Raw genomic sequence first — 23453 nt, 5'->3', positions numbered from 1 at the left:
GGTGAAGGAGGCTAATGGATTATTTCTTCATTTTTCGATAAACCTAAGTGCGCGTTCAGATTGATATTCAGCTAGACCTTTTGCAAATGGTTGATCGGGAAATCCTCTATGTATTAGCTTTAATAGCCCCTTGATATCAATCAAAAAGGGTTCCAGCTTATCATTAACCAATACATGGTCAGGACCCATTTCCCCGTGAATAAATCCATACTGCTTTCTAGGCTGAATTCTTGATTCTAATTCATACAGCTTATCGAGCAGTTTACTTTGATTAGACCCGATCTTCTCCATATGTTGAGAGGCATAAGCTAGCTGTACTTTCGCATTTTCCATTTGTAATATCTTCATTCGCTTTTTCTTCTTCAATATAATTCATGGAAAGATCCCACACATACAAAACGCAGGAAAATCCATTACTGCACTCAATCTTGTAGACCACCTTTTGTGCGCCACCATGCATTCGTGAAACACAAGCAACTAAATAATTGGTGCCAAAAACATTTTCCATATTGACTCGATTTCTTGAATCAAATACATACCAAAAAACCTCCCTCTCCATGACGGCATCCCATCACTTCGAAAGAGGCTTCCTAGTATCATTTTATCTTATACAGACATTTCTCCTTTCTTCTGCAAATCCGAAAGCTTGACAGCCTGACCTGCGTTTAATCTCGAATGTTCCGACGCGAATGCGATCAAATGACTCTGCAGGGATGCCGTCGCCGAGGTCAGGCCTTGCGATGGATCGCTGTCGAATTGACGCACATTCCGCAGGAATGAGCTTACCATACGGTCATCGCCGCCTCCATGACCATCGCCTTCCACATTGCAGCCAATCTCAACCTTCTCGCCCGATACATAGCGGTACAGCGTGAAGGATCCTTTGTCCATATCCCCGATGATCTCGCCTTGTGTTCCCATAATTTGAACCCGACGCGTGCCGCTCTGTGTCAGCCCTGACATGATGAACGATGCATTCGCTCCGTTCTCGAACTCCATGTTGACCACCTGGTGATCCACGACATTATTATCGCAGCGATACACGCAGCGACCCCACGGTCCTTCCTTCAGCGCCTTCAAGATCCCCTCTTGCGACAAATCATTTGTCATATAGCGTGCCCAAGGGTGTTCCAGGGGCTGAATATATATTTTCATTGCCGAGAAGGCGCATTCCTTCTCAACCTCACAGCCGTTGATACAGCGATCCGCGGAGCCTTCCGGAGCATTCTCCGCCCTGAAATGCAGTAATGATCCGTACGAGCTCACGCTTGTACACGGTTGATTCATAAGCCATGAGATGAGATCCAGATCATGGCATGATTTGGCCAGGATCATGGGACTCGTCTCCTCCGAATTGCGCCAATTCCCGCGGACATAACTGTGTGTCATATGCAGATAGCCCACATTTTCGGTTAATTGAATCGTACCTATCGTTCCGAGTTCACCGTCTTCGATGCATTTTTTGATCCCAGACCAGAACGGAGAATATCGCAGGACATGGGTTACGACGAGCAATCGCTTATACCGAAGCGAAGCTTGCTCCAATTCGATGCATTCTTCCATGGAAGGCGACATCGGCTTCTCTAGCATGACATGATAGCCTAGCTCCATCGCTTTCATCGCTGGTATATAATGCATCCGATCGAGCGTAGCAATTATCATCACGTCCGCAATTTGACCCTGATCGAATACTTTCTCCCAAGAATCGTAGACATGCTCTGGGGCAATTCTATGAATCTCTGCAAATCGATTTCTACGTTCATCATCCGGCTCAGCTACGGCAACAATCTTTAATTCATTCGGGAACTTCTCCGCGTAGGGCCCATAAATATATCTTCCTCGACTGCCAGCGCCAAGTAATACAGCTGTTAATGTTCTCAAGACTACTCCTCCTCTTGCGCACCTAGTGTACTTCCATTGTAAGGCGGTAGGAACGGAGGCAAAAGAGATCGTTACTGACATTTCATATACATTTATTGACCTTGATTCTGTAAATGGGTTCTTGCCATACGGAAATCTTGCGGCGTCGTTTCGTTCTGCTTCTTGAAGAAGCGAATAAATGCAAGCGCTGAGTTGTACCCCAGGGCAGCAGCAATTTCATTCACTTTCATCGATGTGTTGAGCAGCATATCTTTGGCGATCAGGTTACGATAGTCGTTCACATATTTAGATAACCCCATTCCAGTAATTTGCTTATAAAGTCGGGACAAATACGATGGATTCAAGCTCACGTAATCGGCCAGCGCATTTAAGGAAATATCAGTAGAAATATGTTCTTCAATATATCGATGTACCTTATTCACGACCTCTGTCGGCAATTGCGTACCCCGCAGCGCATTCCATTCGAAGAAGCAATCCGCCATTTGCGAGAAGTATTGAATCAGCTCCGACCATGATGCGGAATCTCCATAGCGATATAACTTATCCAGATCCATCAGCGTATTGATGTAATCCCGAATTTCCCGATTCTTATGGATATAGAACAGAAAAATAGCTGAAAGCGAATGATACAGTTCGATCTTCCGCTCATTCGGCGACTCCTCATCATTCCAAATGGACGTTAGTTCGGCATAAAGCTTGTTGAATTGCTCCCGATGATTATTCTCGAGACAAGACATCAGCAATTGAACACGGGCGTGATAGAAGGCATCGTGGTAGTTCCCACTCAGATCACCCTTCACTTCTCTTTGAATGTCTTTATCGGTCAATATGACCTCATTAAATAATCCATGTCCTTGTACCAGGCCGTATTTGATCGAGTGAAACCGATCAGATATGTTATCCCATGTCGTTGCTTCACTTCCAAGAAGGAAAGAAACCGATAAACTCAGCAATCTCTTGCAATTTCCCTGTACAGTCTCCAAAATACCGCTCGTATACCGATGAGCTCTGATCCAATCCTGATCCCCGTATTCCATAGACGATCCATCCGGGATTTTCGGTTGAATCATCCAGACGATTTTGGATAACTCGAATACAACGGAATAGCATCTGACCTGCGTGGACAAATACTCATCGCAAATGTTCTGTACGGCGTAAGTCAATAACGCTTTATCCGGCGTCGTGAACATTTCTTTCCATGCGTCTACCCTGCCTATGAGCAAGTAAACCGGCAATGTCGCATCAAGCGGGATATCGATTTCTTTAAACGCCTGCTTTAATTGGCTATCCGATACATGCTTGCCTTGAAAGAGCTCCCACACATACTCTTTTTGCAGGGAGGGCAATGCCAGTCTCATTTTGGATTGCGCTCTAGCGATCATCTGTTCTTGGTTATTTTCTTCTTCAATTTTCTCAATCGCCCGTTCTACGGACTGAATAATTTTCTCATCACTTTCGACCTTCAGAATATAATCGAACCCACCGTACGTAATTGCGCTCCTTGCATAATGAAAATCATTGTATCCTGTTAAGAAAATAACTTTGCAGGCCGGCCACTGGGATTTGATTTCCCGAAGCAGCTCAATTCCTTCCAGTCCAGGCATCTTAATGTCGGAAATCACGATATCGATACGATGATGAGACAGTACCTCCAGTGCTTCTTCACCTGAATATGCCTTCATAACCTCGAGTTGCAAATGATCGGTCTCATTGAATAGCTCCAGAAGACCATCGACAATAATGGGAAGGTCATCGACGATTAGCAGTCGGTACATGCTGATTCCTCCTTTAGTTCGCGCTCAGATTGATTCTTACTTGAAGTCCACCAAGAGCAGAACGTGACACTGTAATGCCATATTCCTCACCGTACCGCAGCTGTATTCTGCGATGCACATTTATGATTCCGGTTGTTTCCTCCATCCGAGTGGTGGATTGACGCAGTCGCTTCTGAAGCTGTTCGATCTCCGCATCAGGGATGCTTCGGCCATTATCTTCGACATAGATGGAGAATACATCGCCCACCCGCTCACAATGAACCCATAGCTCACCCTGCTGAATCATATTGCCCAAGGCATGCTTATAAGCATTTTCGATGATCGGCTGCAGAATCAGCCTCGGCACGAAGAGATCGGGAACATCACCTTCGAACTTGACTTGAATACGGTCTCCGTAACATATGGTTTGCATGTCTACATAAGTGCGAGAATGATTGACCTCCAGCCCCAGCGGAATATCATCCTCGTCATTACGAGTAATGAACTGAAAATATTGTCCGATGTACAGGCAGAATTGATAAGCCTTTTCCTTCTGATTCTCGGATTTAATTAACCGGCACAATACAAAAAAACAATTATATAAAAAATGAGGATTAATTTGCGATTGCAATCGTTTCAGTTCGGAACGCTGGTTCCTGATTTGCTGCTCGTAATTTTCCTCGATTAGTGTTTTCAAGGATCGGATCGTATTATTAAAAGCTTGGTACAAATACCCGAACTCATCGGCTCCACGATCGATCACGATCGGTTCCAGCCTATTCTGCTGAACGCGCCGAAAGGAATGCACAAGTTTCATTAATGGCCGATAGATAAATCGTAATAGAAAGTAGGAGAAGAAAACGACAATACCCACAGCTAGCACGCAAGCCCACCAGAACAATGTTCGATAGATCTCAAGAGAACCCAAGATTGTCTCTTCGGGAATGCACATAATCGAATAGGAATTCCAGAGACTGGAGTATTTATATACCGTAAGAAACCGCTTACTATTATACATAATCGTTTCGTATCCTTCGTCTTTTTGCAATTCCCGCTTATCCGCAGCGAAGGATTTCATTTGTTCCAGCAGTTCCGGATCCATGTCACTCTCGATCTCCCAACCACGTTCCAGATTGAGCAATACGCTCTGTCCACCACGCGAGCTGCCGATTTGAGATAACGTTTCTCTGATTTTGGTAGTCGATAATTCAACCGCTACGATATAAATCGGATTTTTAACGGTATTAATGGGGTACTGCATGGAAATAAATAATCGATCGTTCCAGTAAATGAAAGGTTCTTCGTATAATCTCTTATTTTGCTGCATAGAAGCATATTCTTGCTTATTCATCGAAGTTTCAAATTTATTGCTAAGAATCGTTCGGTCGATAAGAGGGATATACGCCCTTGCTTCTTGAATAAATGGACTTGAGTTCTTCATCAATTCAAGCCGTCTTTGGATATCTAATATTTTTTGCGCACGATCGTAATAACTCATGTAATTTCCTGTAGTTGCAATTTCCATCAAGTCTTTGTCCATCACATAGTTCGGCAAATAACGGCTGATCCGGTCTGCTTCCTTGTCGAGTGAATCCAGATAGAAGCGAGTCGTATTTAGAATAGACTCGGAAATTTCACTCCGAATATTGTCCGAACCCTTCTCATTAATCAACCAGGTAATCGCCATGAGCGGAAACAAGGCTGCCAAAAAGGCAGCCATTATTTTCTGGAATATAGAGGAATCTTTAATCAAGAATCGGATTTTCATCGTTTGTTCTCCTGCAATGTAATGTCTTAGTTTGAGTGCCCTATTTTATTCTTTGACACTCCCCATCACAATTCCTTTAATGAAGAACCGCTGCAAGAACGGATACACGATTAGAATCGGAAATGCTGCTACGAAAATTTGAGCTGCTCTGCTCGTACGATCGGACAATTTGATCAGTAATTCTGCCCTCTCAGGTTTAATAAAGCGGAAATCCATTTTGATAATGATCGTCTGTAGGAAGGTCTGCAGCGGATAATTCTCGGGATGATTCATATAAATCATACCGTCAAACCAGCTATTCCAATGCCCCACCATGGTGAAAAGACCTGTCGTTGCCAATGCCGGCAACGATAGCGGCACATATATTTTCCATAAGGTAGTAAATTGACCCGCCCCATCGAGCAGCGAAGATTCCTCAAGTTCTTTGGGCAGACTGCGATAGAAATTCAGCAGCAGAATAACATTGAACACCGTGACCGCTCCTGGCAGCACCAAAGCCCAGATTGTATCGAGCATCCCAAGGTTCTTCACGGTTAAATAGTTTGGAATAAGCCCGCCACTGAATAAAATCGTGAATACGAAGAACCATGAATAGAAGGTCCGCAGCCGAAATTGGCGAGAATCTTTGGATAATGGATAGGCCGTGATAATCGTCAGGAACATGCTGATTGTCGCTCCAATAAGGACCCGCTGAATCGATACCCAGAATGCGCGTAAATATTCAGGTTTTCCAAATACGTTAGCATAAGCAGCCGTTGTGAATTCCACTGGCCACAGGATGACTTTTCCGGCGGATGCTGCCTGCCCGGAGCTGAACGAGAGCGCCAAAATATGAATAATAGGCATGAGGCATAACAAAGATACAGATGCCAGAAAAATGAAATTACATATCAAAAACAATTTTCTTCCGAATGATCTGTTAGTACGCACGATGTGTCTCCCTTCTGAATTACCGCGATTGCATTAGAAAATGCGGTAATTCGCTACACGATAGGCTAAGATATAGGACATAGATACGAATATGAAAGAGATGACTGATTTCAACAGTCCTACGGCCGTAGCGAAACCGAACTGTGCCTGCTCAATCCCCATACGATATACGAAGGTATCGATAATATCCGCGCTCTCATAGACCGGAGGACTGTATAGGTTGAAGATTTGATCAAATCCGGCATTCAGTACATTCCCGATACTAAGCGTAAACATGAGAACGATAATAGGAAGCATCCCCGGCAGCGTCACATGTAACGTCTGCTTAAAGCGTCCTGCGCCGTCGATCTCCGCTGCCTCGTACAGTGACGGATTAATACCGGTAAGCGCAGCCAGATAGACAATCGTACCAAATCCGAACTCTTTCCATACATCCGATATGACCATGACATAAGGGAACCATTTATTGTCTCCCAAGAAAAAAACAGGGTCGATACCAAACAAGCCAAGCACTTGATTGAGAATACCGGAAGATGGAGACAATACATCGATTAGAATACCGCTTAACAAGACCCATGATAGAAAATGCGGCAAGTACACGAGCGTCTGGAAGGTCCGTTTGACCCATTCTTTCCGCAGCTCATTCAGCAGTATCGCTATGGTGACCGGAACGATCATGCCTGCTACAATTTTCATCACCGCAATGTATACTGTATTGAAGAATATCCGGCCGATATCGGGGTAATCCATCAGTAACTGAAAGTTTTTAAGACCAATAAATGGTGAGCCGAACAACCCTTTATTCGGTACGTATTTCTGAAAGGCCATCATAATGCCGGCCATCGGGATATAACTGAAGATGAGGACCAATACGATCCCAGGAAATAACATCAAGTGAAGCGGCCACTCCCTCTTCCACATACGCGTTAATACATTCATGCCATCCACCTCGCTATAGGACTAAAAATTAAGAACTAGGTTAAAGAAAAGAGAGGTCGTTTGTGTTCAACCCCTCGATTCTCCAGCTATCATTGTTTGTGAGTCGCGTACCACTCATTGACTTCTTTGGTCATTTCGTCGCCGCCAAGCTTTTTCCACTCTTCCACGAATTTATCGAATTCATCTACGGATACTTGATTCATCATAATCTTGAAGTATACTTCATCCCGCTTCTTCTTCAGGATTTCTTGTCGATCTGCCATGGTTGGAGTCGGTGCGCCGTAGAATTTGTTTTGTAGGTACTGTTTATTGTTCTGAATTTCAGGAACAAGTGAATATGCGCCTTTTGGACCTGAAATCAGATATTCCCACCACATGTTGATATCAGTACCGTCAACATACTTCATGGCACGCTCGTATCGAGTTTTATGATCTTTCGTCTCCAAAATGCTCTCGTCTTTGTTCTCGATCGCTCTTGGCAATATTTCACCGTTATTATCCTTTTGTTTACCAACACGAAGCGGGCTTAGAAGCCAGTAGTTGTTGCCTTTCTCCTTCAGGTCTTTACCATACTCATACACTTTCTGTTCTGGCGTCGGATGATTATCCACGACAATCCAATGGTTCAGCAATTTAATAACGCCTTCCGGATGCTTCGCTTGCTTGGAGATAACATAATATTCGTCAACACCCAAACCTATCTGCGATCGTGCAGGTTCGCTATCCACCGATGGAATCGGGAATACACCCCACTCTTGTACGACTTTACCATCCTTTACTGCGCCTTTAGCGAGCTGAGCCGGTACCCAAGACTGGCCGTATACGATACCTGCGTTGTTGTTATAGAGGAGCTCTGCTGCTTTCTCCACATCTTTAACTACGAACTCAGGATCAATTAATCCTTTCTTGAACATTTCCTGCAGCGCCTTAAGTGCGTCTTTCACTTGAGGCTGAATGTCACTGTTGACCAAATTGCCATTTCCGTCTTCCATCCAAAGATTTTCATAAGCATGGTAACTATTCAAGAATGCTATTAGTCCTGTAACAGCTGTGGACTGGTTAAATGGATCTTTGCTAATTGCAATTCCATGCGGTTTCCCAGTGCCGCCTGGATCTTTTGTTTTGAACGCTTCGGCGATCGTCAAGAGATCCGCCATCGTCTTCGGTTCCGGCAGGTTCAATTTCTTCAGCCAGTCCGTGCGTACATAGAGGAACTGATACTGGTAGGGATTATAAGAACTTGGTATCCCCATGAGTTTACCGTCGAAAGTGGCGGTCTTCAGTTGCATTCCGCCATCCATCGACAAGAATTTCTTCGTCTCATCCGTCGCATTCTTGTCATATACGTCCGTGATATCCATAATCATATCCGCTTCGGTCAGCTCTTTCAGCTGTGTAGCATTAACCTTCATGAAGTCCGGAAGATCATTGGAGGCGATGGACATCTTCACTTTTTCCTTGAATTGAACGTCATCGGCGGACACCCATTTATTCGTGAGCTTCACGCCGATATCTTTCTCATACGCATCATAGACCGAGTTCTTCTCAAAGCTTTCGCCCTCATCGAATTTGAGATACTGATCGCTTGCCGAAACTGTTGAAACTTCAATCACTTCATTTTTTTGTTCCACAGGTGTCTCAGGCTGCTTCTCAGGCTGCTTCTCCCCTTCATTTGTGGTTTTGCCGCATGCCGTGATAGTTAAACTTAGGATCAATGCGACGATCAGAAGTATTCTACTTTTTTTCTTCATATTACCCCTCCACATTGTCTCAAAATAGGTCGTGCATCTACTTCATGCAGCTTCTCTTCCTAGTTCTAGTATAGGAAAGGGAATGACCCCCATCTATATACTAGTCTTTACTTTCGTATACACCTCTTGACTACCGTCAGGCTTGTCCCTAGAACGCACAAGAGAGAGGGAGTCTCCCCTAGGTTAGGTTGACTCCCCCTTCGCTTCGTTGAAACGTTACCGTGTAATAACTCGAATATTCAGCTCCCCACGATATTTGACAAGAGATGACGCGTCGCTTCTTGCTTCATTTTCAATTCAAAGGCGCCATAACGCTCCCTGATCTTGGCCGCGATGATCGGTTGATCGACTTGCTCCATATGGGTAAAAACCGTCTGGTTCGAAAGAGCCCTCACAATAAACCGAACTTTCCCCACCCTAAAGGGTGAAGAACGCTAATGGGTTACTTCTTCATTTTTCGATAAATCTAAGCGCACGTTCAGATTGATATTCAGCAAGACCTTTTGCAAATTCTTGATCGGGAAATCCTCTATGCTGTAGCTTTAAACCCCCTGAAGTTAATGATATATGGTGATGAAATTGATAAAATAACAGCCTATCAGGATCAAGCTTGTCGTTCTTAAGATACCGATAGAAATCCCCAAATCTCATTTCCAAAAAGCTGTGCTCATGCTCAATATCAAAAAACATAGCCCCTTCGATATCAATCAGAAAGGGTTCCAGCTTATCATTAACCAATACATGGTCAGGACCCATTTCCCCGTGAATAAATCCGTACTGCTTTCTAGGCTTAATTCTTGATTCAAGCTCATACAACTTATCGAGCAGTTTACTTTGATTAGACCCGATCTTCTCCATATGCTGAGAGGCATAAGCTAGCTGTACTTTCGCATTTTCCATTTGTAATGAATGACACTGATCTGTACTGATCTCGTTAGCATTGGCTTTCCCAAAGATATTTCTTTCGTTGGTATGCATAGTAGTAAGCATGTCCCCCAAACGCTGAAACACTTTATCTTGGACACGTAAATCAGAATGATCGAAAAAGGTTTCTGCCTTACGCCCATCTATATATTCAACGAGCGCATAATCAAATGGGTAACGGTCTCTTTCCTTGTTTAGATCATAAAGTGCAGGGGTCTGAATTCCATGTTGTATTAAATACTTGTTGTTTAATTCAAATAAATCACTTCCATAGGACTGTTCATTTATATCTTCATTCGCTTTTTCTTCTTCAAAAAAATTCATAGAAAGATCCCACACATACAAAACGCAGGAAAATCCATTACTGCACTCAATCTTGTAGACCACCTTTTGTGCGCCACCATGCATTCGCGAAACACAAGCAACTAAATAACTGGTGCCAAAAACCCGTCCAATATAATCCTGTAGGTCAGCCTGATCGAGATGATAAGTAACGTCCATTAACAACACTCCATATATTAAGTTTTGCCGGCTTCACAATAGTAAATAAAATCCAGCCCAAAGTATAGACTTTTTCTTTGTGATCAATTATGATGTTGAATAAGGTCTTGAAAAAAATAAGCATACAAAAAGCCTTTGGATTTTATTCCAAAAGGCTTTTTTTTGATGAAAATTCTAGCAGATCACCGAAAACATTAACTATTAACTCTTTGATTTCTCAATCGCTTTTTTCACTGTATTGTTTTATATTGAAATGTAGCTCAATTGGCGTTAATTCATCTGGCGCCTTGGTGTAACATTGATTAAATGTTAATAATAACATCTCTTATTCCTCGATAAGAATGAGATTAACCTCTTTCTTTTGCTTTGTTTTATCAGTTGTAGCACTAGCTGAGATATCTAAAATAGCTTCCATTTTCTCAATATATTGCATTGGGATTTCATCCAGCAGGGAAAATATTTTTTTGAAGCATTTTTCATAAGCGTATTGTACATATTGGCTATACACTTCTTTGCCTATTGTGGAAACCTTAATGATAATGTTTTTCTTATTATCAGATGTATGGTACTTTTCGAGCAGCCCTTTTTCCACCATTTTTTTTACATGTTTTGAAAATGCGCTCTTAGATATTCCCAGCCGTTTTGCAATTTCCAGCATGTTTTGATTTTTATCTTCATTCTCCAATAGATATTCCAGCACTTGAATTTGTGCAGCCGAAAATAAAAAAACAGTATTATAGAGGTACTCTTTTTTATAGGATTCTGCGTATGAATTTCCATATTTAACAATTTTCTCCACGAATGTTCTATATTTCCCCATCCATTCAACTGCCAAAGAAATCCCTCTTTTCCCGTCAATTTAGCTCATAAAATTATATCAAAAATTATAATTTTAACATAGCTAGAAAAGTGCTATTGCTTTCAAATAAAAAGTATAGTATAAAAACTATATAGTTTCCAATGGAACCTATATAGTTAAGGGGGAGTATTTATATGGGTAAAAAGATAATTAGAAGATTGCTTGTCGTTTCTGTGTTGATGGTTTTTGTAAGCGCTTGTTTATCAGGTTTTTTACAAACTTCTTTTGGAAAGGTAGAAATTATTGATTTTAAGCTACCAACTGAAAATGGGCAGTGGCTATCTGGACAAATTTTTAAACCTGAACAATCAAATGCGGAGCACAAGGTTCCTTTAGTTATTACCGAGCATGGTTATCTAAACAATAAACATATGCAAAATTTAAACGCTATTGAATTATCACGCAGAGGAATTGCAGTAATGACATTCGATGCCTACTATCATGGAAAATCAAGCTCGTCGAGCGAGCCAGTCATGAAGGCAGTAGCAGCAAATGGTGAGGGAATGATACCTCTAGTGGAATTTGCCTATAAAAGTCTCGATTACATTGATAATGACATGATCGGTGTTATGGGGCATTCTATGGGTGGAATGTCCGCATGGTTGACGTTAATGCACTACGGTTCACAATATTATGCAGCAATTGAAGAAGCGAAGAAGCCCGATTCGGAAGGCGCCGAGACAATAACAGACAGCGAAAAGGAATATGCTAATTCCCTAAACAAGGTCGCAGCAGGGTTGCCGGTGGGAAATATCCGTTTATCTAGTGAAAAGGTATTTAGTCAAATTCACGCTAATATGGGAATTATTTATGGTCAATATGATGAGGGGAATTATGATTTGTCTCAAGGCAATGGCGATCTCTCCAATAATGCTGATGAGGCCTTAGTCGCAGTGAACTCGATTTTTACAAAAGCTGAGCAGCATTCGGGATTTAATGTTGCTAAATATTATGGAGATGCAGAAAATCAAACACTGCGAGTAGTTTATAATCCAAAGCAAACGCATGAATGGGCACATTTTTCAAAGAAAACTGTTGCATACACAGTAGACTTTTTCAGCCAGGCCTTTGAGATTTCACCACAAATAAAAAATACTAATCAAATATGGATCTGGAAAGAGCTAGTTAGCTTTATTGGATTATTAGGTATTTTTCTATTGATTTTCCCAGCATCCTATTACTTGTTGGAAATTCCGTTCTTTAAGCACTTAAAATTAGCAAAAAAACAAAGCAGTTCTATAGCTAATGCGTTGCAAACGGAAAAGAGCACAAAGAAAACTAGAGTTTTTTGGATCAGCTGGTCGCTTAATTGGATTTTTTCTGCTGTTGGCGTAATCGTAGCTTTAAATCTGGATAAAGTGATTTTTAAAAGCACGTCCAATTTCATGTCTGTAAAATGGTTTACGCAGCCCATTACAAACTATATCTTGATATGGGCAATGTTTAGCAGCCTTATTGGAGCGGCACTATTTGTATGTAAGTACAAATTGGAGAAAAGAAATAACGCTGAGCTTTCTTTGGAACAATTAGGATTAAAAATCGGTTTGAGCAAAGCAGGAAAGACTTTAATTCTTGCTTTATGCATCTACGGAATTTTTTTCGGTATTGTATATGCGGCAGAATATCTCTTTAACGCTGATTTTAAATTTTGGATACTCGGAGTATTTACATTTAATTCAGATAAGTTATTGGTATGGATGAACTATTTGCCGTTCTTCTTTATTTTCTATCTAATAAATGCGCTCTTAATAAATATATTAAGTTTTAGTAATATCACATCTGAAAAAGCAAATATGATTGTCGCTGGACTGGGAAACGTGCTAGGTATTATGCTTATTAACGGAATCCAGTATGCTGTATTATTTACGACAGGTAATACATTTTGGCAAGAAACAAGACTTTATCCAATGGTACTGCTTCCGTTTATTTTCTTACTATTTGCAGCTGCAATTATTAGTCGTAGCCTATACAAATTGACAGGGAACGTGTGGCTTGGTGCTATGGTGAATACCTTGATCATCACGATGATAGGAGTTGCCAATACTGCTACATTAGCACTTTAAAGAAAGTTTTGAAGTTACTTTAATAGGCTGCCGCGAACGCTGGCAGCCTATTTGTAATTTGCTGACCATAAGTGAATAGACTGACTTATTACCAAACAACTGCTGGCTCTAACGGCTATATTCAATTTCGTTTGTGCTCCCGTTAACGCATACAGGCAGTTAAAAAAGCATTAAGTCTTTTATCAATTTTCTATTCATTAATTTAATATTTATGGAATCTCCATCTTTTTCATTGTGGTTCTTACGTGTATTCTCGCTCGCTCGTACTGAATATTTCTATTCGCGACAATGATTTCCGATCACGTTGACTGATCGGTTGCCTTGTCGTGTTAATTGAGCTCTCGATACTCGTTAGCTTAAGGACTAATCTCTAAATTTATTATTGAATAATGTTAATGGCAATATCATGTGTTTAAACTTGTCGTCAAGTATCCATGCCCTTTTTATACATTTTTTCTGCTTCAATAGGACTTTCTTTTGCCGTCATATGGTGCGGAATTACCCGATAAACTTGAACCGGACCGCCGAATACAGCCGACCTATACTTTTCCACATGCTGCTTGGACAAAGGTCGATTATAGTAACCGGGTACATATTTATTGATCATTTCCTGAAGTACATGAGTGGCTTCATCCAAATCTGTGATTGGTTCTGCTTGTCCAAATATCATTACGCTCATGTAAGCTGTATCCGTTTTGGCTGGTACCGGATCTGTAATGGTTCCGTATTCCTCACATACCGTAAAACATACCTCTGGATTATCACGCATGACCTGATTACGCCTTCCATCTCCAGCCCCGTGAATATAGAGCTTCCCTTCAGTCCATACATAATTAAGTGGCACAACATAAGGGAGGTTTCCATCAACTAACCCAAGATAACCCAATCTCGCTTGCTTAAGGAACCTTTCAATCTTCTCTTGATCCTGGCAGTCCCTGCTCTTGTAACGAACCGAATTCATATCGATATCTCTCCTTTTACTCTAGCGTGCGGCAACGACCAAATTGCGAATACCAGCGTTGTTACGGTAGTATATCAATGAATGGATTGCTTTAAAATATCCAAAAATCACCGTTTAGAGCAATCCATAATTAATATTATTATGATTAGGCTTCTATTTGGAGGTGTGTACGATGATGAAAGTAATTCGTAATGATAAGAGACCGATCTGGCAGCAATTGCTTGATCAAGCGATTCACAATATTACTAGCGGAGTCTGGGCACCAGGAGAATTACTGATTCCTACCCGTGAGCTTGCTCACATCGTAGGTGTCTCCCGCTCAACTATACAGATCGTCTATGAGGAATTGTTAAGTCGAGGTTATACAGTTACCTCTCGCCGAGGAGGAACACGAGTTAGTAAATGGAAGCAATTCAATGTGTCAACGAAGGAAATAGAAACAGAGGGCCCCACACCTCCTTCACTCTCTTTGTTAGACTCAGCTGTTGATCATTTACATGACTGGTTCAGAGGTAAAGAACAGCTAGATGTGGATATTGATTTCAGTCCTCATGAACCCTATTTGGATGAACAATTTCAAAAAAACTGGCGGCAATCGCTGCTCCACGCATCTGCTGAAATGGATTTATCAAGCTGGGCTTACGGTAATTGCTATGGTTACACACCATTACGTGAGCAAATACAGCGTTATTTATCCCTTGAACGGGGCATACATATCCAAACCAATCAGATTCTGTTGACTTCAGGGGCTCAGCATAGTATCGACTTAATCGCACAGTCGCTTTTATCTGATGGGGACACAGTTTCAGTAGAAGATCCAGGTTTCCCTGCTGCTTGGATGGCGATGAAATATCGACGAATGAATGTGGTGCCTGTTCCCGTCGATGAGTATGGTCTAGTGGTGGAGCATATTCACCCTCAATCCAAACTGGTCTTTGCCACCCCTTCTCACCAGTGCGCAGTAGGGGTCGTTATGTCGGAGCCCCGTCGGCAACAATTGCTACATAAAGCGGTTCAAGAACGATTTTGGATTATTGAAGACGATTATGATAGTGAATTCCGGTATCGTGGGGAGCCGCTGCCAACGCTGTTTAGTCAAGCATCAAATAATACTTTGTATCTCATGAGCTTTTCTAAAATGATTGCTCCAGGCATTCGTATTTCTGCTATTGTTGGATCAGTCGAGGCAATTGCTCAACTAGCGAAGGTACAGGAGCTGACTTACCGTCATCTTCCGATTATGGATCAGCTAACACTAACCCACTTCATTAAGAATGGCCATTTTATGCGGCATATGAGAAGAGTCAGAAATGTATATCGACGAAGACACGAAGTCATGACAAAAGCTATTATGACTAGCGGTTTAGGTGAGCGTTTCACACTCAGCGGAGTAGAAACAGGATTGCATATATTACTAGAGGCCGAGGAAACATACGACGAAGAAACCGTGACAAAGCTTGCCCTACAACATGGAATACGTGTTTACCCTCTTGGCCCCTATTGTTTGGATAGCAAAAGAAAGGGATGGGTATTGGGGTTTGCAAAAGTAGATGAAGCATCAATTGAGCAGGGAATTCATCGTCTTGCGGAATTGATCCTATAGAATCACCTCCGCAGGCTTTTACTGCGGCTCTGCGCAGGATTATAACGAGGGGAATGTCGATGACTATTCCAGTGCTGAATTTTCTCAATAATTAGAGAATAAATAAATTGTCGAGTAGTGAGTGTTGTCATCACTTTGACATGTGACACTCCTATATGAATCTCCAAAGACACTTTTTTTTCTGTTTGCTGTCTTCCATTAAGGTTGAAGTAATGCTCCTGTAGTTTTAGTTACTCTTTTGAGTGAGCATCTTCATTAGAATTGTTACCGCCTCTGCTCTCGTTGCCGTATCATTAGGTTGTCCTATCACAAAATGTTATCCCTTACTATTGTTACATCGTTTAAGGTGATCAGTCTTTAATCCTGACTACAATTTACAAATGATTAAGACTCCATGGTGTTTTTCCAAAATACATAAGGTACACTACTTTGAAATTCCAGCTAAAACAAGTAAACCGCGCTGTCTGTAACGGCAAGCTTAAGAGCCATCCTTTGTGGGATGGCCCTTTCTTTGAAATATCATAACTGATGATTCTCTCAACCTTATGCTTGACCGAGGCCCTGAATACTGTTGTGATCAATCGAGCTCCGCGCGGGAAAAGAGATCCTGAATCACCGTCTCATCTTCACAGGCCTGCTTAAACCGTACTGCGAACCGCTTAACAGCTTCGCTATTCTCCGAATAAGCACAGAACATATCCGCTTCCGGGTCGAAATGAATCGTATCTGCCCATTCAGGCATATATTCGTTCACAAACACAGCCGCCAAAGAAGCCCAATCGTACCCGTTGCCTTCAAATCCTTCGTCTGCCCGGGCCTCGAACACTTCCGATCGGTAACTACCCACATTTAGAATGACAGACATGCCTCCACCCTTCTGATCCACAAGTATAAAAGGAGCAACGTCCTCTTCTGCAGCTTCCGCTTCCAGCCGTGTAATGACCTCAGAACGGGCTTGATCTGTGAAGCGAAGCACCCCGTTTTCCTGGACGATCAGCCCTTCCCGTATTCGCCCATCCAGCCAGTCGCTGATCCAGCCCGGAGCATACCCGCCTTGACCGAACTCGCCGCCAAAAGCGATCATTTTCTCATATACATCCAGATATTGTTGACGGCTCGTATTTGGATAAGAGCTTGTGTACAGCCAGAACTGCACATCGTACATCAGAGTAGAAAGCTCATCCGCATGAAAGGAGAAGTGTCCCTTCTCTTCAATGATTCGGGTACAGACTTTACGGATCTTCTGCTCAAGCTGATCTACCTCAGTCACATGGCTGCACAGCTTCGCAAGCAAAGGCGAGAATTGGCCTACGGCTACTTTGCGCAAATCCTCCAATTTATCTTCTTCAGAAGTATCGTATTCCTCCTCACTCACGAGGCCGCGTATAAACGTTTCGAAGTCTTGAGCCAGGAACGTAATCTCGTAATCGTCTTCCTGATCCACATGAATCACCTCAGGTTCCCCGTCTCTCCCGCAGTTCCGGTAATCCAGCATCACGACATCATGGCCTGCCGAAGGGCAGTCACAAATCACCACGCCGATGTCAGGATACCCCCACTCCTCAATCATGAACGGGCTGCCGAGATCGCCGCAGATGGAATAGCTTTTCTCACGTCCGATACCCATAATGCCCGTAATCGCAATATGATCCTCAGCCCATGAGGTCGCGTCCTCCGTCGGAAAACAAGTATTATAAGGAACTCCCCCATTGTGCTGCTTCATCAGACTGATATAAGAGGCAGGAAGCTTGTAACCGAGTTCTTCTTCTACAGAAGCAATCAGCTCATCCGTAGGCGGGGCAGAAACATATTCTTTTAGCGCATAATCGCTATCGTCCCAAAAGCCCGAGAGATCCATCCCTTCAAAAGGGGTTGCGGCCGTCCCCGAATCTTTATGCTGGTCTCTGATTGCCCGTCTGGCTGCGGCGTGTTGTTCTTTGCGTAGCTTGCGCTGGCTGAATTTCAGAAACATGGCCGTATTCTCATTATCCGGATCGAGGTCATGGGCAATACCCAGCACTCTCACCGCTTCCTCATATCGATTCAAATAATAGTAGGAATATCCCACACGAAAATGCCACAGATGGTCATTCTGCCCCTGTTCCGCAATCATCGCGAAGTGTTCAAGGGCTTCTTCATATCGTCCCAGATTGTTATACGCTCTTGCCAGACTGCTAACCACCTCGTAATCTCTGCCCGCTGGAGGAATCTCCATCAGCGTGTCTACGATCTTCTGGTGTTCATCCTCTTCATGCCACTGTGTCAGCTGTACGATTAGTTCTTTGTCCATGGTCTACCTCCCCAAGCTTATAATCAAGTTACTAGAATATAGAGAAATATAGTTTCCCCTATTCTACCAGATGGGATGTAGGTATTGAAAATCGAAATAGGGCAGCTAAACGTAGCCATCTCCCCGGCAGGGAACGGTAACTATACCTACCCTGTAAATAACCTGCAACACGGGGATACCCTCGAGTACTCCTTCACCTATAATCCGGGGCAAGGGGCCGTCGATTCTCCGACGTTCACGTATATCCATGGGGTAACCCAAGGAACACCAGAATAAAGTAGTTGAACCCTAAGCAAAATGCATGAACACGAATAGGCGAGGAGGAAATATTGAAGCTTCCCTCTCGCCTATTTTGTTGCTTCTGCCATGCTGCTGGTCTTCTCGGTAGAAGATCAGTTGCCATGCGTGATTCGTGACCTCCCTGACGACAATTCTCACCTCTTAGAACGTCATTAAACCTAACTATTTACACCAGCCTCTATCTTCTGATCAATAAATTGTTTGAATCTAGTAAAATACCGCTCTGATGCCTCCCAACGCCTAAGGTCCAAAAAGGACATGTCCTGCTTGCCATATTGATCGGGCGGCTGATAATACCGGGAAACATAAGTTCCATTGTCCAGTGTATAAAAATAGTACGCTTCATCGGGTGTCTTGATTTCAATCCGACCAGGTAGAAGGTCTCCGTCCTCGTCCGTATGCGCTTGACGGAAGCTGTAACATTTGGAGCCGTCCCAGAACCCGTCATTCTCCTCCTCTTCCGAATATAATTCCTGAATTATAGAGTGTTGCAAAATATCTTACACATACTGAACCTCAATGTTTCGTAAATAAAGCTCAGCCATATTAATACAGGTCAACAACATAGTCCAGCAATCGCTAATCTCCGCTAGTTGTTCCTGAGACTCTCCTGTAATATCCCCCCATTCAGACCCTTCATCTATGGTTCTCCTCAACAAACCGATGGAATGATCTTGCTCCAGCCAAATATAATAGTGATGCCGGTTATCATTCATATACACTGAGTCAATTTCAATATATTTTCCTCATTGATCGTGATATGGGTAAAATATAAATGAGCAGCTTTCTTTCTCGTGGGGGATTCATTTATTTTTTTTAGTGCGGAACGCTCTTCTTTAATTACGGTTACCAGTGTGCCAAAGGAAAAATCGGCCTCCTCCTCTTCCATATCCAGAAAAACTTCATCAATCAATACCTCATGAATGTCCACCGGAAGCTCCTGAAATACACCGTCTCCCTCCCACACATTTACTAAGCATGCGATCGATTTATGTCCGTCCACTTTGAAGCTGTACTCGTCATCCTGAACTAAAACCGCAGCGCTTAGATCACCTTTTACAATTGTTTCCCCATGATTGTAGGAGCCGCATAAAATTTCCTCAATCATCAGATTGCCCGAAACATAAATTTCCTGACCGCCTACAGCTATATTTTTCGCGTTCATATTACCGGTCACCATAAGTCCTATGGCACCATCTGTTTCTTTATTATAGAGGTTGTCTACCTTAAAATTCCCATCTATAAAAATGATGATTACCTCTATTTGTTACGGAAAAGCCTGCTCCCAATCCAGATTAAGAGAAGGCAGCGTCAAATCCCCTTCATAATAAGCTGCAAGCTGCTCGTCACTGAAATCCTGGTAAAACTTCGCCCACCAAGATCCTTCCGGAAATTTATCTGCTAGTTGATTTATAGGAATGAAACGGAAAAGATTATTCATACATTATTTTCCCTTCATATTAAAATTTCCATTATTTTCTCATATGTAAAAATAAGGGTCAATCTCAACTTTACAAACCATCTCCCACAACAAAAAAAGGCCATCCTTCTATGGGATGGCCTGACAAATCAGAAGTGCAATAGTAATCACTGTTTATTATTTTTTCAAAACTGGTATCCAAACCTCACTTCTGAAGGTGGGTGAAGATATATCCTTACTCTCATTCCATAAAATCTCCGGGCCTCTTGCCAACTCATAATTAGCGGTAGGGAACCATTCAGAATAGATGCGTCCCCAGACATTTTGCAATGTATCGGGAAATGGTCCAACGGCTTCGAATACAGCCCATGTTGCTGCAGGAACATCTAGTTTCGTTAAATTTTCGGGGCATTCCTTGGTTGTAGCAACGCCAACATAATGGTCAAGTTCCCCCTTTTCTTCCATTCTTCCCTCAGAAAAATTCATCGATGCTTGAATCAGTCCCTGAGGTTCTACATTCGAGAGCTTTTTGAGCTGGTCAATGTCATCGCTTGTTAAGCTTTTCCACATAGATGCGATTTCCGGATTTACGCCATTAAATTGGATAGGCACCCTTCTCGTAATGCCTACGATACAGAATGACTCTTTATCAATGATACGATAGTTCATTGCACTTCCCCCTTGAATGGTTAATTGAAAGGTCAAGCGCGGATAGGCTTTTAATGAGGGGCCATGCAACTTTACCGAAGAGGGCGGAATACCATGCAAGCCTTGGAAAGCTCTAGAAAATGCGTCTGCTGAGCTATATCCGTATTTCACCGCCACATCCATAACTCGTAATTCTCCAGTTTGAAGCTCAAATGCCGCAGATGTTAGGCGTCTCCGACGGATGTATTCCGATAGCGTGATGCCTGCAAGGAATGAGAACATTCTAGAAAAATGATATTCGGAACAATAAGCCAGCCTCGCCGCTTCCTTCAGGTCTATATCATCAGCAAGATTCTCTTCAATGTATTGTAGAGCCCCGTTCAGATTTGCAAGCAAATCCATTCGAATGACCTCCCTTCACTAACAATATAGCAAGTGTCGTCGGCATCCATCCGACATCTCATGCACACTTTTGCTGGGTACCTAGGAGAAACTTGCCGCTACTTATGATACGGTTCACCACGCTGGCTGAAGAGGCAAGTTTTCATTTTTATTTTCCCAGTAAAAATTATAGACTGCCACCTATTCAAAAAAAAGGTGCGAAAAAGCCGGTTTATCACCGGACGCTTTTCGCACCTCGCTGGCTTGCCTAAATTAACGCGTCGAAATGGCCATCCGCGTTCACCGTCGCTGTCCGGGGATCGGTCAGACCGATGCCCTTGAGGCCTCCCTTTCCTTCATTTCCCCAGAGGGGGAGATGATCTTGAAGCGGAGAAGCCGGTACAAAATTTACGGAGGTGCTGCTCCCGCTTTTCTGTACGAGTTGGGACTCCAGCAGCCGGATTTGCCGCTGCAGCTGCTCCCGGCGATAAGGAGTCTGCATCTCACTTCCTTGTGCCGCATTCACTTTATCCAGTTCCATCATCAGCCGGTTCCGCTGTTTCTCCAGGGAACTGACATCACTCTGTGTACCGCCGTAGGCCGCAGTGGCCTGTACCGGACTGATGCCTGCTACTGTCTGTGCCGCCATGATTTTCCCCTCCTTTTCTTTGGCTCCCACTCCAAATTCAACCAAATTCGAAAGTTCTAATCATCTTTATTACCCGCCAGACCTCGTCATGACAACATCACAGCCTCAATTGGAAAATAATCGTCGTATAGTCTCAGTCGGCTGCTTGTTTCGACCCTACCAAAGACCCACTGAAGGCTGGCTAAAGTCCCTTCAGAGCTCCTTTACTCGTCCTTCAACCGCCGCTGATACAAAATGACAGACACTACTGTTAATATAACCGTCCATGCCAAATTAATGAGGAGAGGTTTCAATACATCGCCCGTCGTATAACCTGTATTGCTTAGACCCAGCAGATGCACAAGCTGACTGCTTGGCATGTAATCCAGCACTTTGAAGACCGGATAATCCTTCACTAGTACTGCTCCCCACGGTGCCCCCATAAATATGAACGCCACAGGGAGTATAGATAATGAGGCTTCAAGCAACGTCTTGGAGAATAAACCGCAGATCGTCCCGGCTGCAGTGTACAGAATAATCGAAAGAATGATCACTGCCACAAACGCCCATATATTAGCTGGCTCATAGCCAAATAATAATGTAGAAATAGCGAGAACAACAGCAGACATTACAAAGACTAAAGCGCTTTTACCGATTAGAACATCCATGGTCGTGGCTGGAGTCATCATTAATGACCGTAAAGTGTTACGCTCCTTTTCTTCCGCAATCAAGCAGGCTTGTGCGAAACATGTTAGCAATACAAACGAACTATTAAAAAGAAAACCGCTGGCTCCAGGTAAAGACGCACCTGCCCTCTTGAAAATCAGAGCGATAATAATAGGAAAAATCAGCATAATGGAGAGAGCATAATTACGTGAAAACTCTTTGTAATCCTTCACAAATATCGCCCGGGCACGTTTTAATGAGATACTCATAGTAGCTCACTTCCTGTCATTTTAATAAAAATATCACCCAGACTGGGCTCTTTCGTCTCTAACCGGTCAATGAGGCCCTGTCTCATCCAATCCGCTATTTGATCAGCCGTTCCCTCATTAATCGGGAGCTCGTAGGATTCCCCATTGATTAAGTCAACACAAATTACATTTTCCCGGTGCTGTCGTTTAAGTTCCTTTGGTGAGCCTATGGTTTGGATTTGTCCCTGATACAGAATCGCTACACGGTTGCACATCAATTCTGCTTCAGCCATATCATGCGTAGTCAAAAAAATCGTTGTCCCTTTCTCATTCAAGTAGTGTAAGCCTTTATAAATATGTGCTGAGTTTACCGGGTCCAAAGCCGAGGTAGGTTCATCTAAGAATAATAATTCCGGCTCATGGATAATTGAGCAGGCCAGCATAACACGCTGACGCATCCCTTTCGATAAGAGATTGGTTTTCTTTTTGCGCTCTCCGCTTAAGTTCACAAACTGCAGCACCTTATCGACCGCAGATTTGGGAAGATCATATAACTTACGATACAGCTCCAGATTTTCCTCAACTGATAATCGCTCATATAGACCACTGTTATCCGTCAGAATGCCAAAGCGCATCTTCTGGGCAGACTGCTGCATCCTCTCCGCCGGTTGGTTAAATACACTTGCCTGTCCACTTGTCGGATTTAACTGTGCTGTTAAAATCTTGATTAATGTTGTTTTGCCTGCACCACTCGGACCCAGGAAACCAAAAATTTCTCCCTTAGGAATTGAAAAAGACACATCTGCTAACGCATCCTTATGTCCAAAACTCTTGCGGATACGTTCTACCTCGATAACATCCATGAACTCCACATCCTTAGCATTTTTGGCTTAAACATATACAGATTACATGCTTCCTGCCATCAAAACGCGCCGAAA

The 23453-nt window shown here is 42.9% G+C and carries 21 protein-coding genes and 2 pseudogenes; 3 read left to right on the top strand and 20 right to left on the bottom strand.

From position 1 onward, the window contains the following. Positions 1 to 27 precede the first annotated feature (27 nt). The 9 genes and pseudogenes from UQ64_RS01350 to UQ64_RS01310 form a co-directional block, all read right to left on the bottom strand. Positions 28 to 508: pseudogene (locus tag UQ64_RS01350) on the bottom strand (hypothetical protein). 98 nt (positions 509 to 606) lie between these two features. Next, positions 607 to 1881: a Gfo/Idh/MocA family protein gene (locus tag UQ64_RS01345; protein WP_060621754.1), complete on the bottom strand. Its 1275-nt coding sequence runs from the start codon at positions 1879 to 1881 to the stop codon at positions 607 to 609. 92 nt (positions 1882 to 1973) lie between these two features. Next, positions 1974 to 3656, bottom strand: coding sequence for a response regulator (locus UQ64_RS01340; RefSeq protein WP_060621753.1), 1683 nt, complete (start codon positions 3654 to 3656; stop codon positions 1974 to 1976). 13 nt (positions 3657 to 3669) lie between these two features. Then, positions 3670 to 5403 (bottom strand): sensor histidine kinase, encoded by a 1734-nt coding sequence (locus UQ64_RS01335; protein WP_060621752.1) that lies wholly within the window; start codon positions 5401 to 5403, stop codon positions 3670 to 3672. Positions 5404 to 5448: 45 nt separating this feature from the next. Continuing rightward, positions 5449 to 6333, bottom strand: coding sequence for a carbohydrate ABC transporter permease (locus UQ64_RS01330; RefSeq protein WP_060621751.1), 885 nt, complete (start codon positions 6331 to 6333; stop codon positions 5449 to 5451). A gap of 33 nt (positions 6334 to 6366) precedes the next feature. Further along, positions 6367 to 7272, bottom strand: a complete 906-nt coding sequence (locus tag UQ64_RS01325; protein ID WP_060621750.1) for an ABC transporter permease — start codon at positions 7270 to 7272, stop codon at positions 6367 to 6369. An 89-nt stretch (positions 7273 to 7361) separates the two neighbouring features. Continuing rightward, on the bottom strand, positions 7362 to 9023 hold the full coding sequence (locus tag UQ64_RS01320; RefSeq protein WP_060621749.1) for an extracellular solute-binding protein: 1662 nt from the start codon (positions 9021 to 9023) through the stop codon (positions 7362 to 7364). A gap of 450 nt (positions 9024 to 9473) precedes the next feature. After that, the gene (locus UQ64_RS01315; RefSeq protein ID WP_060621825.1) at positions 9474 to 10403 is read right to left on the bottom strand and encodes a phosphotransferase; all 930 of its coding nucleotides are present in this window, start codon (positions 10401 to 10403) and stop codon (positions 9474 to 9476) included. Between the two features lie 370 nt (positions 10404 to 10773). Then, on the bottom strand, positions 10774 to 11283 hold the full coding sequence (locus UQ64_RS01310; protein WP_060621748.1) for a MarR family winged helix-turn-helix transcriptional regulator: 510 nt from the start codon (positions 11281 to 11283) through the stop codon (positions 10774 to 10776). 158 nt (positions 11284 to 11441) lie between these two features. Here UQ64_RS01310 and UQ64_RS01305 point away from each other — a divergent pair, with 158 nt between their 5' ends. Further along, positions 11442 to 13370, top strand: coding sequence for an alpha/beta hydrolase family protein (locus UQ64_RS01305; RefSeq protein ID WP_060621747.1), 1929 nt, complete (start codon positions 11442 to 11444; stop codon positions 13368 to 13370). A gap of 424 nt (positions 13371 to 13794) precedes the next feature. Here the strand turns inward: UQ64_RS01305 and UQ64_RS01300 are convergent, their stop codons facing one another. Beyond that, the gene (locus tag UQ64_RS01300; RefSeq protein WP_060621746.1) at positions 13795 to 14331 is read right to left on the bottom strand and encodes a pyridoxamine 5'-phosphate oxidase family protein; all 537 of its coding nucleotides are present in this window, start codon (positions 14329 to 14331) and stop codon (positions 13795 to 13797) included. 172 nt (positions 14332 to 14503) lie between these two features. Between UQ64_RS01300 and pdxR the strand changes: the two genes are divergently transcribed. After that, entirely contained in the window at positions 14504 to 15934 is a 1431-nt protein-coding gene (pdxR, locus tag UQ64_RS01295) for a MocR-like pyridoxine biosynthesis transcription factor PdxR (RefSeq protein WP_060621745.1), read from the top strand. A 577-nt stretch (positions 15935 to 16511) separates the two neighbouring features. Here the strand turns inward: pdxR and UQ64_RS32765 are convergent. Then, positions 16512 to 16820 (bottom strand): immunity 51 family protein, encoded by a 309-nt coding sequence (locus UQ64_RS32765; RefSeq protein ID WP_425339563.1) that lies wholly within the window; start codon positions 16818 to 16820, stop codon positions 16512 to 16514. Between the two features lie 42 nt (positions 16821 to 16862). Beyond that, positions 16863 to 18224, bottom strand: a pseudogene (locus UQ64_RS01290) (SMI1/KNR4 family protein); the annotation flags it as partial. Between the two features lie 84 nt (positions 18225 to 18308). Here UQ64_RS01290 and UQ64_RS29810 point away from each other — a divergent pair. Further along, on the top strand, positions 18309 to 18500 hold the full coding sequence (locus UQ64_RS29810) for a hypothetical protein (RefSeq protein WP_156417415.1): 192 nt from the start codon (positions 18309 to 18311) through the stop codon (positions 18498 to 18500). 182 nt (positions 18501 to 18682) lie between these two features. Here the strand turns inward: UQ64_RS29810 and UQ64_RS31900 are convergent, their stop codons facing one another. The 8 genes from UQ64_RS31900 to UQ64_RS01265 form a co-directional block, all read right to left on the bottom strand. Beyond that, complete coding sequence (locus UQ64_RS31900) at positions 18683 to 19018, bottom strand: hypothetical protein (RefSeq protein ID WP_245237823.1); 336 nt, start codon at positions 19016 to 19018, stop codon at positions 18683 to 18685. Between the two features lie 6 nt (positions 19019 to 19024). Further along, the gene (locus UQ64_RS31895) at positions 19025 to 19240 is read right to left on the bottom strand and encodes a hypothetical protein (protein ID WP_245237822.1); all 216 of its coding nucleotides are present in this window, start codon (positions 19238 to 19240) and stop codon (positions 19025 to 19027) included. After that, complete coding sequence (locus UQ64_RS31890) at positions 19237 to 19689, bottom strand: hypothetical protein (protein ID WP_245237821.1); 453 nt, start codon at positions 19687 to 19689, stop codon at positions 19237 to 19239. The genes UQ64_RS31895 and UQ64_RS31890 overlap by 4 nt, the downstream gene beginning before the upstream one ends. Positions 19690 to 19791: 102 nt before the next feature. Then, positions 19792 to 19965, bottom strand: coding sequence for a hypothetical protein (locus UQ64_RS31885; RefSeq protein ID WP_245237820.1), 174 nt, complete (start codon positions 19963 to 19965; stop codon positions 19792 to 19794). Between the two features lie 156 nt (positions 19966 to 20121). Then, on the bottom strand, positions 20122 to 20994 hold the full coding sequence (locus tag UQ64_RS01280) for an AraC family transcriptional regulator (protein ID WP_060621743.1): 873 nt from the start codon (positions 20992 to 20994) through the stop codon (positions 20122 to 20124). A 247-nt stretch (positions 20995 to 21241) separates the two neighbouring features. Next, complete coding sequence (locus UQ64_RS01275) at positions 21242 to 21622, bottom strand: FlxA-like family protein (RefSeq protein ID WP_060621742.1); 381 nt, start codon at positions 21620 to 21622, stop codon at positions 21242 to 21244. 203 nt (positions 21623 to 21825) lie between these two features. Further along, a complete protein-coding gene (locus UQ64_RS01270) occupies positions 21826 to 22536 on the bottom strand; it encodes an ABC transporter permease (protein ID WP_060621741.1) in 711 nt (236 codons plus the stop codon). After that, positions 22533 to 23378 (bottom strand): ABC transporter ATP-binding protein, encoded by an 846-nt coding sequence (locus tag UQ64_RS01265; RefSeq protein WP_060621740.1) that lies wholly within the window; start codon positions 23376 to 23378, stop codon positions 22533 to 22535. Before UQ64_RS01265 ends, UQ64_RS01270 begins: the two co-directional genes overlap by 4 nt. Positions 23379 to 23453 lie beyond the last annotated feature (75 nt).

Origin of the sequence: Paenibacillus etheri (genome assembly GCF_001012825.1) — a bacterium.
GTDB lineage: Bacteria > Bacillota > Bacilli > Paenibacillales > Paenibacillaceae > Paenibacillus_AQ > Paenibacillus_AQ etheri.
Note: the sequence above shows the minus strand (reverse complement) of the source record. Positions and strands in the feature narration are given on the sequence as shown.

Bases quoted from the DNA above. Each gene is read 5' to 3' on its own strand.
- UQ64_RS31890 (WP_245237821.1), bottom strand. From the start codon at position 19,689: ATGAACGCGAAAAATATAGCTGTAGGCGGTCAGGAAATTTATGTTTCG.
- UQ64_RS31895 (WP_245237822.1), bottom strand. From the start codon at position 19,240: ATGAATGATAACCGGCATCACTATTATATTTGGCTGGAGCAAGATCAT.
- UQ64_RS01320 (WP_060621749.1), bottom strand. From the start codon at position 9,023: ATGAAGAAAAAAAGTAGAATACTTCTGATCGTCGCATTGATCCTAAGT.
- UQ64_RS01305 (WP_060621747.1), top strand. From the start codon at position 11,442: ATGGGTAAAAAGATAATTAGAAGATTGCTTGTCGTTTCTGTGTTGATG.
- UQ64_RS01340 (WP_060621753.1), bottom strand. From the start codon at position 3,656: ATGTACCGACTGCTAATCGTCGATGACCTTCCCATTATTGTCGATGGT.
- UQ64_RS01270 (WP_060621741.1), bottom strand. From the start codon at position 22,536: ATGAGTATCTCATTAAAACGTGCCCGGGCGATATTTGTGAAGGATTAC.
- UQ64_RS01300 (WP_060621746.1), bottom strand. From the start codon at position 14,331: ATGAATTCGGTTCGTTACAAGAGCAGGGACTGCCAGGATCAAGAGAAG.
- UQ64_RS01275 (WP_060621742.1), bottom strand. From the start codon at position 21,622: ATGGCGGCACAGACAGTAGCAGGCATCAGTCCGGTACAGGCCACTGCG.
- UQ64_RS01265 (WP_060621740.1), bottom strand. From the start codon at position 23,378: ATGGATGTTATCGAGGTAGAACGTATCCGCAAGAGTTTTGGACATAAG.
- pdxR (WP_060621745.1), top strand. From the start codon at position 14,504: ATGATGAAAGTAATTCGTAATGATAAGAGACCGATCTGGCAGCAATTG.
- UQ64_RS01325 (WP_060621750.1), bottom strand. From the start codon at position 7,272: ATGAATGTATTAACGCGTATGTGGAAGAGGGAGTGGCCGCTTCACTTG.
- UQ64_RS31885 (WP_245237820.1), bottom strand. From the start codon at position 19,965: ATGAATAATCTTTTCCGTTTCATTCCTATAAATCAACTAGCAGATAAA.
- UQ64_RS01335 (WP_060621752.1), bottom strand. From the start codon at position 5,403: ATGAAAATCCGATTCTTGATTAAAGATTCCTCTATATTCCAGAAAATA.
- UQ64_RS01280 (WP_060621743.1), bottom strand. From the start codon at position 20,994: ATGGATTTGCTTGCAAATCTGAACGGGGCTCTACAATACATTGAAGAG.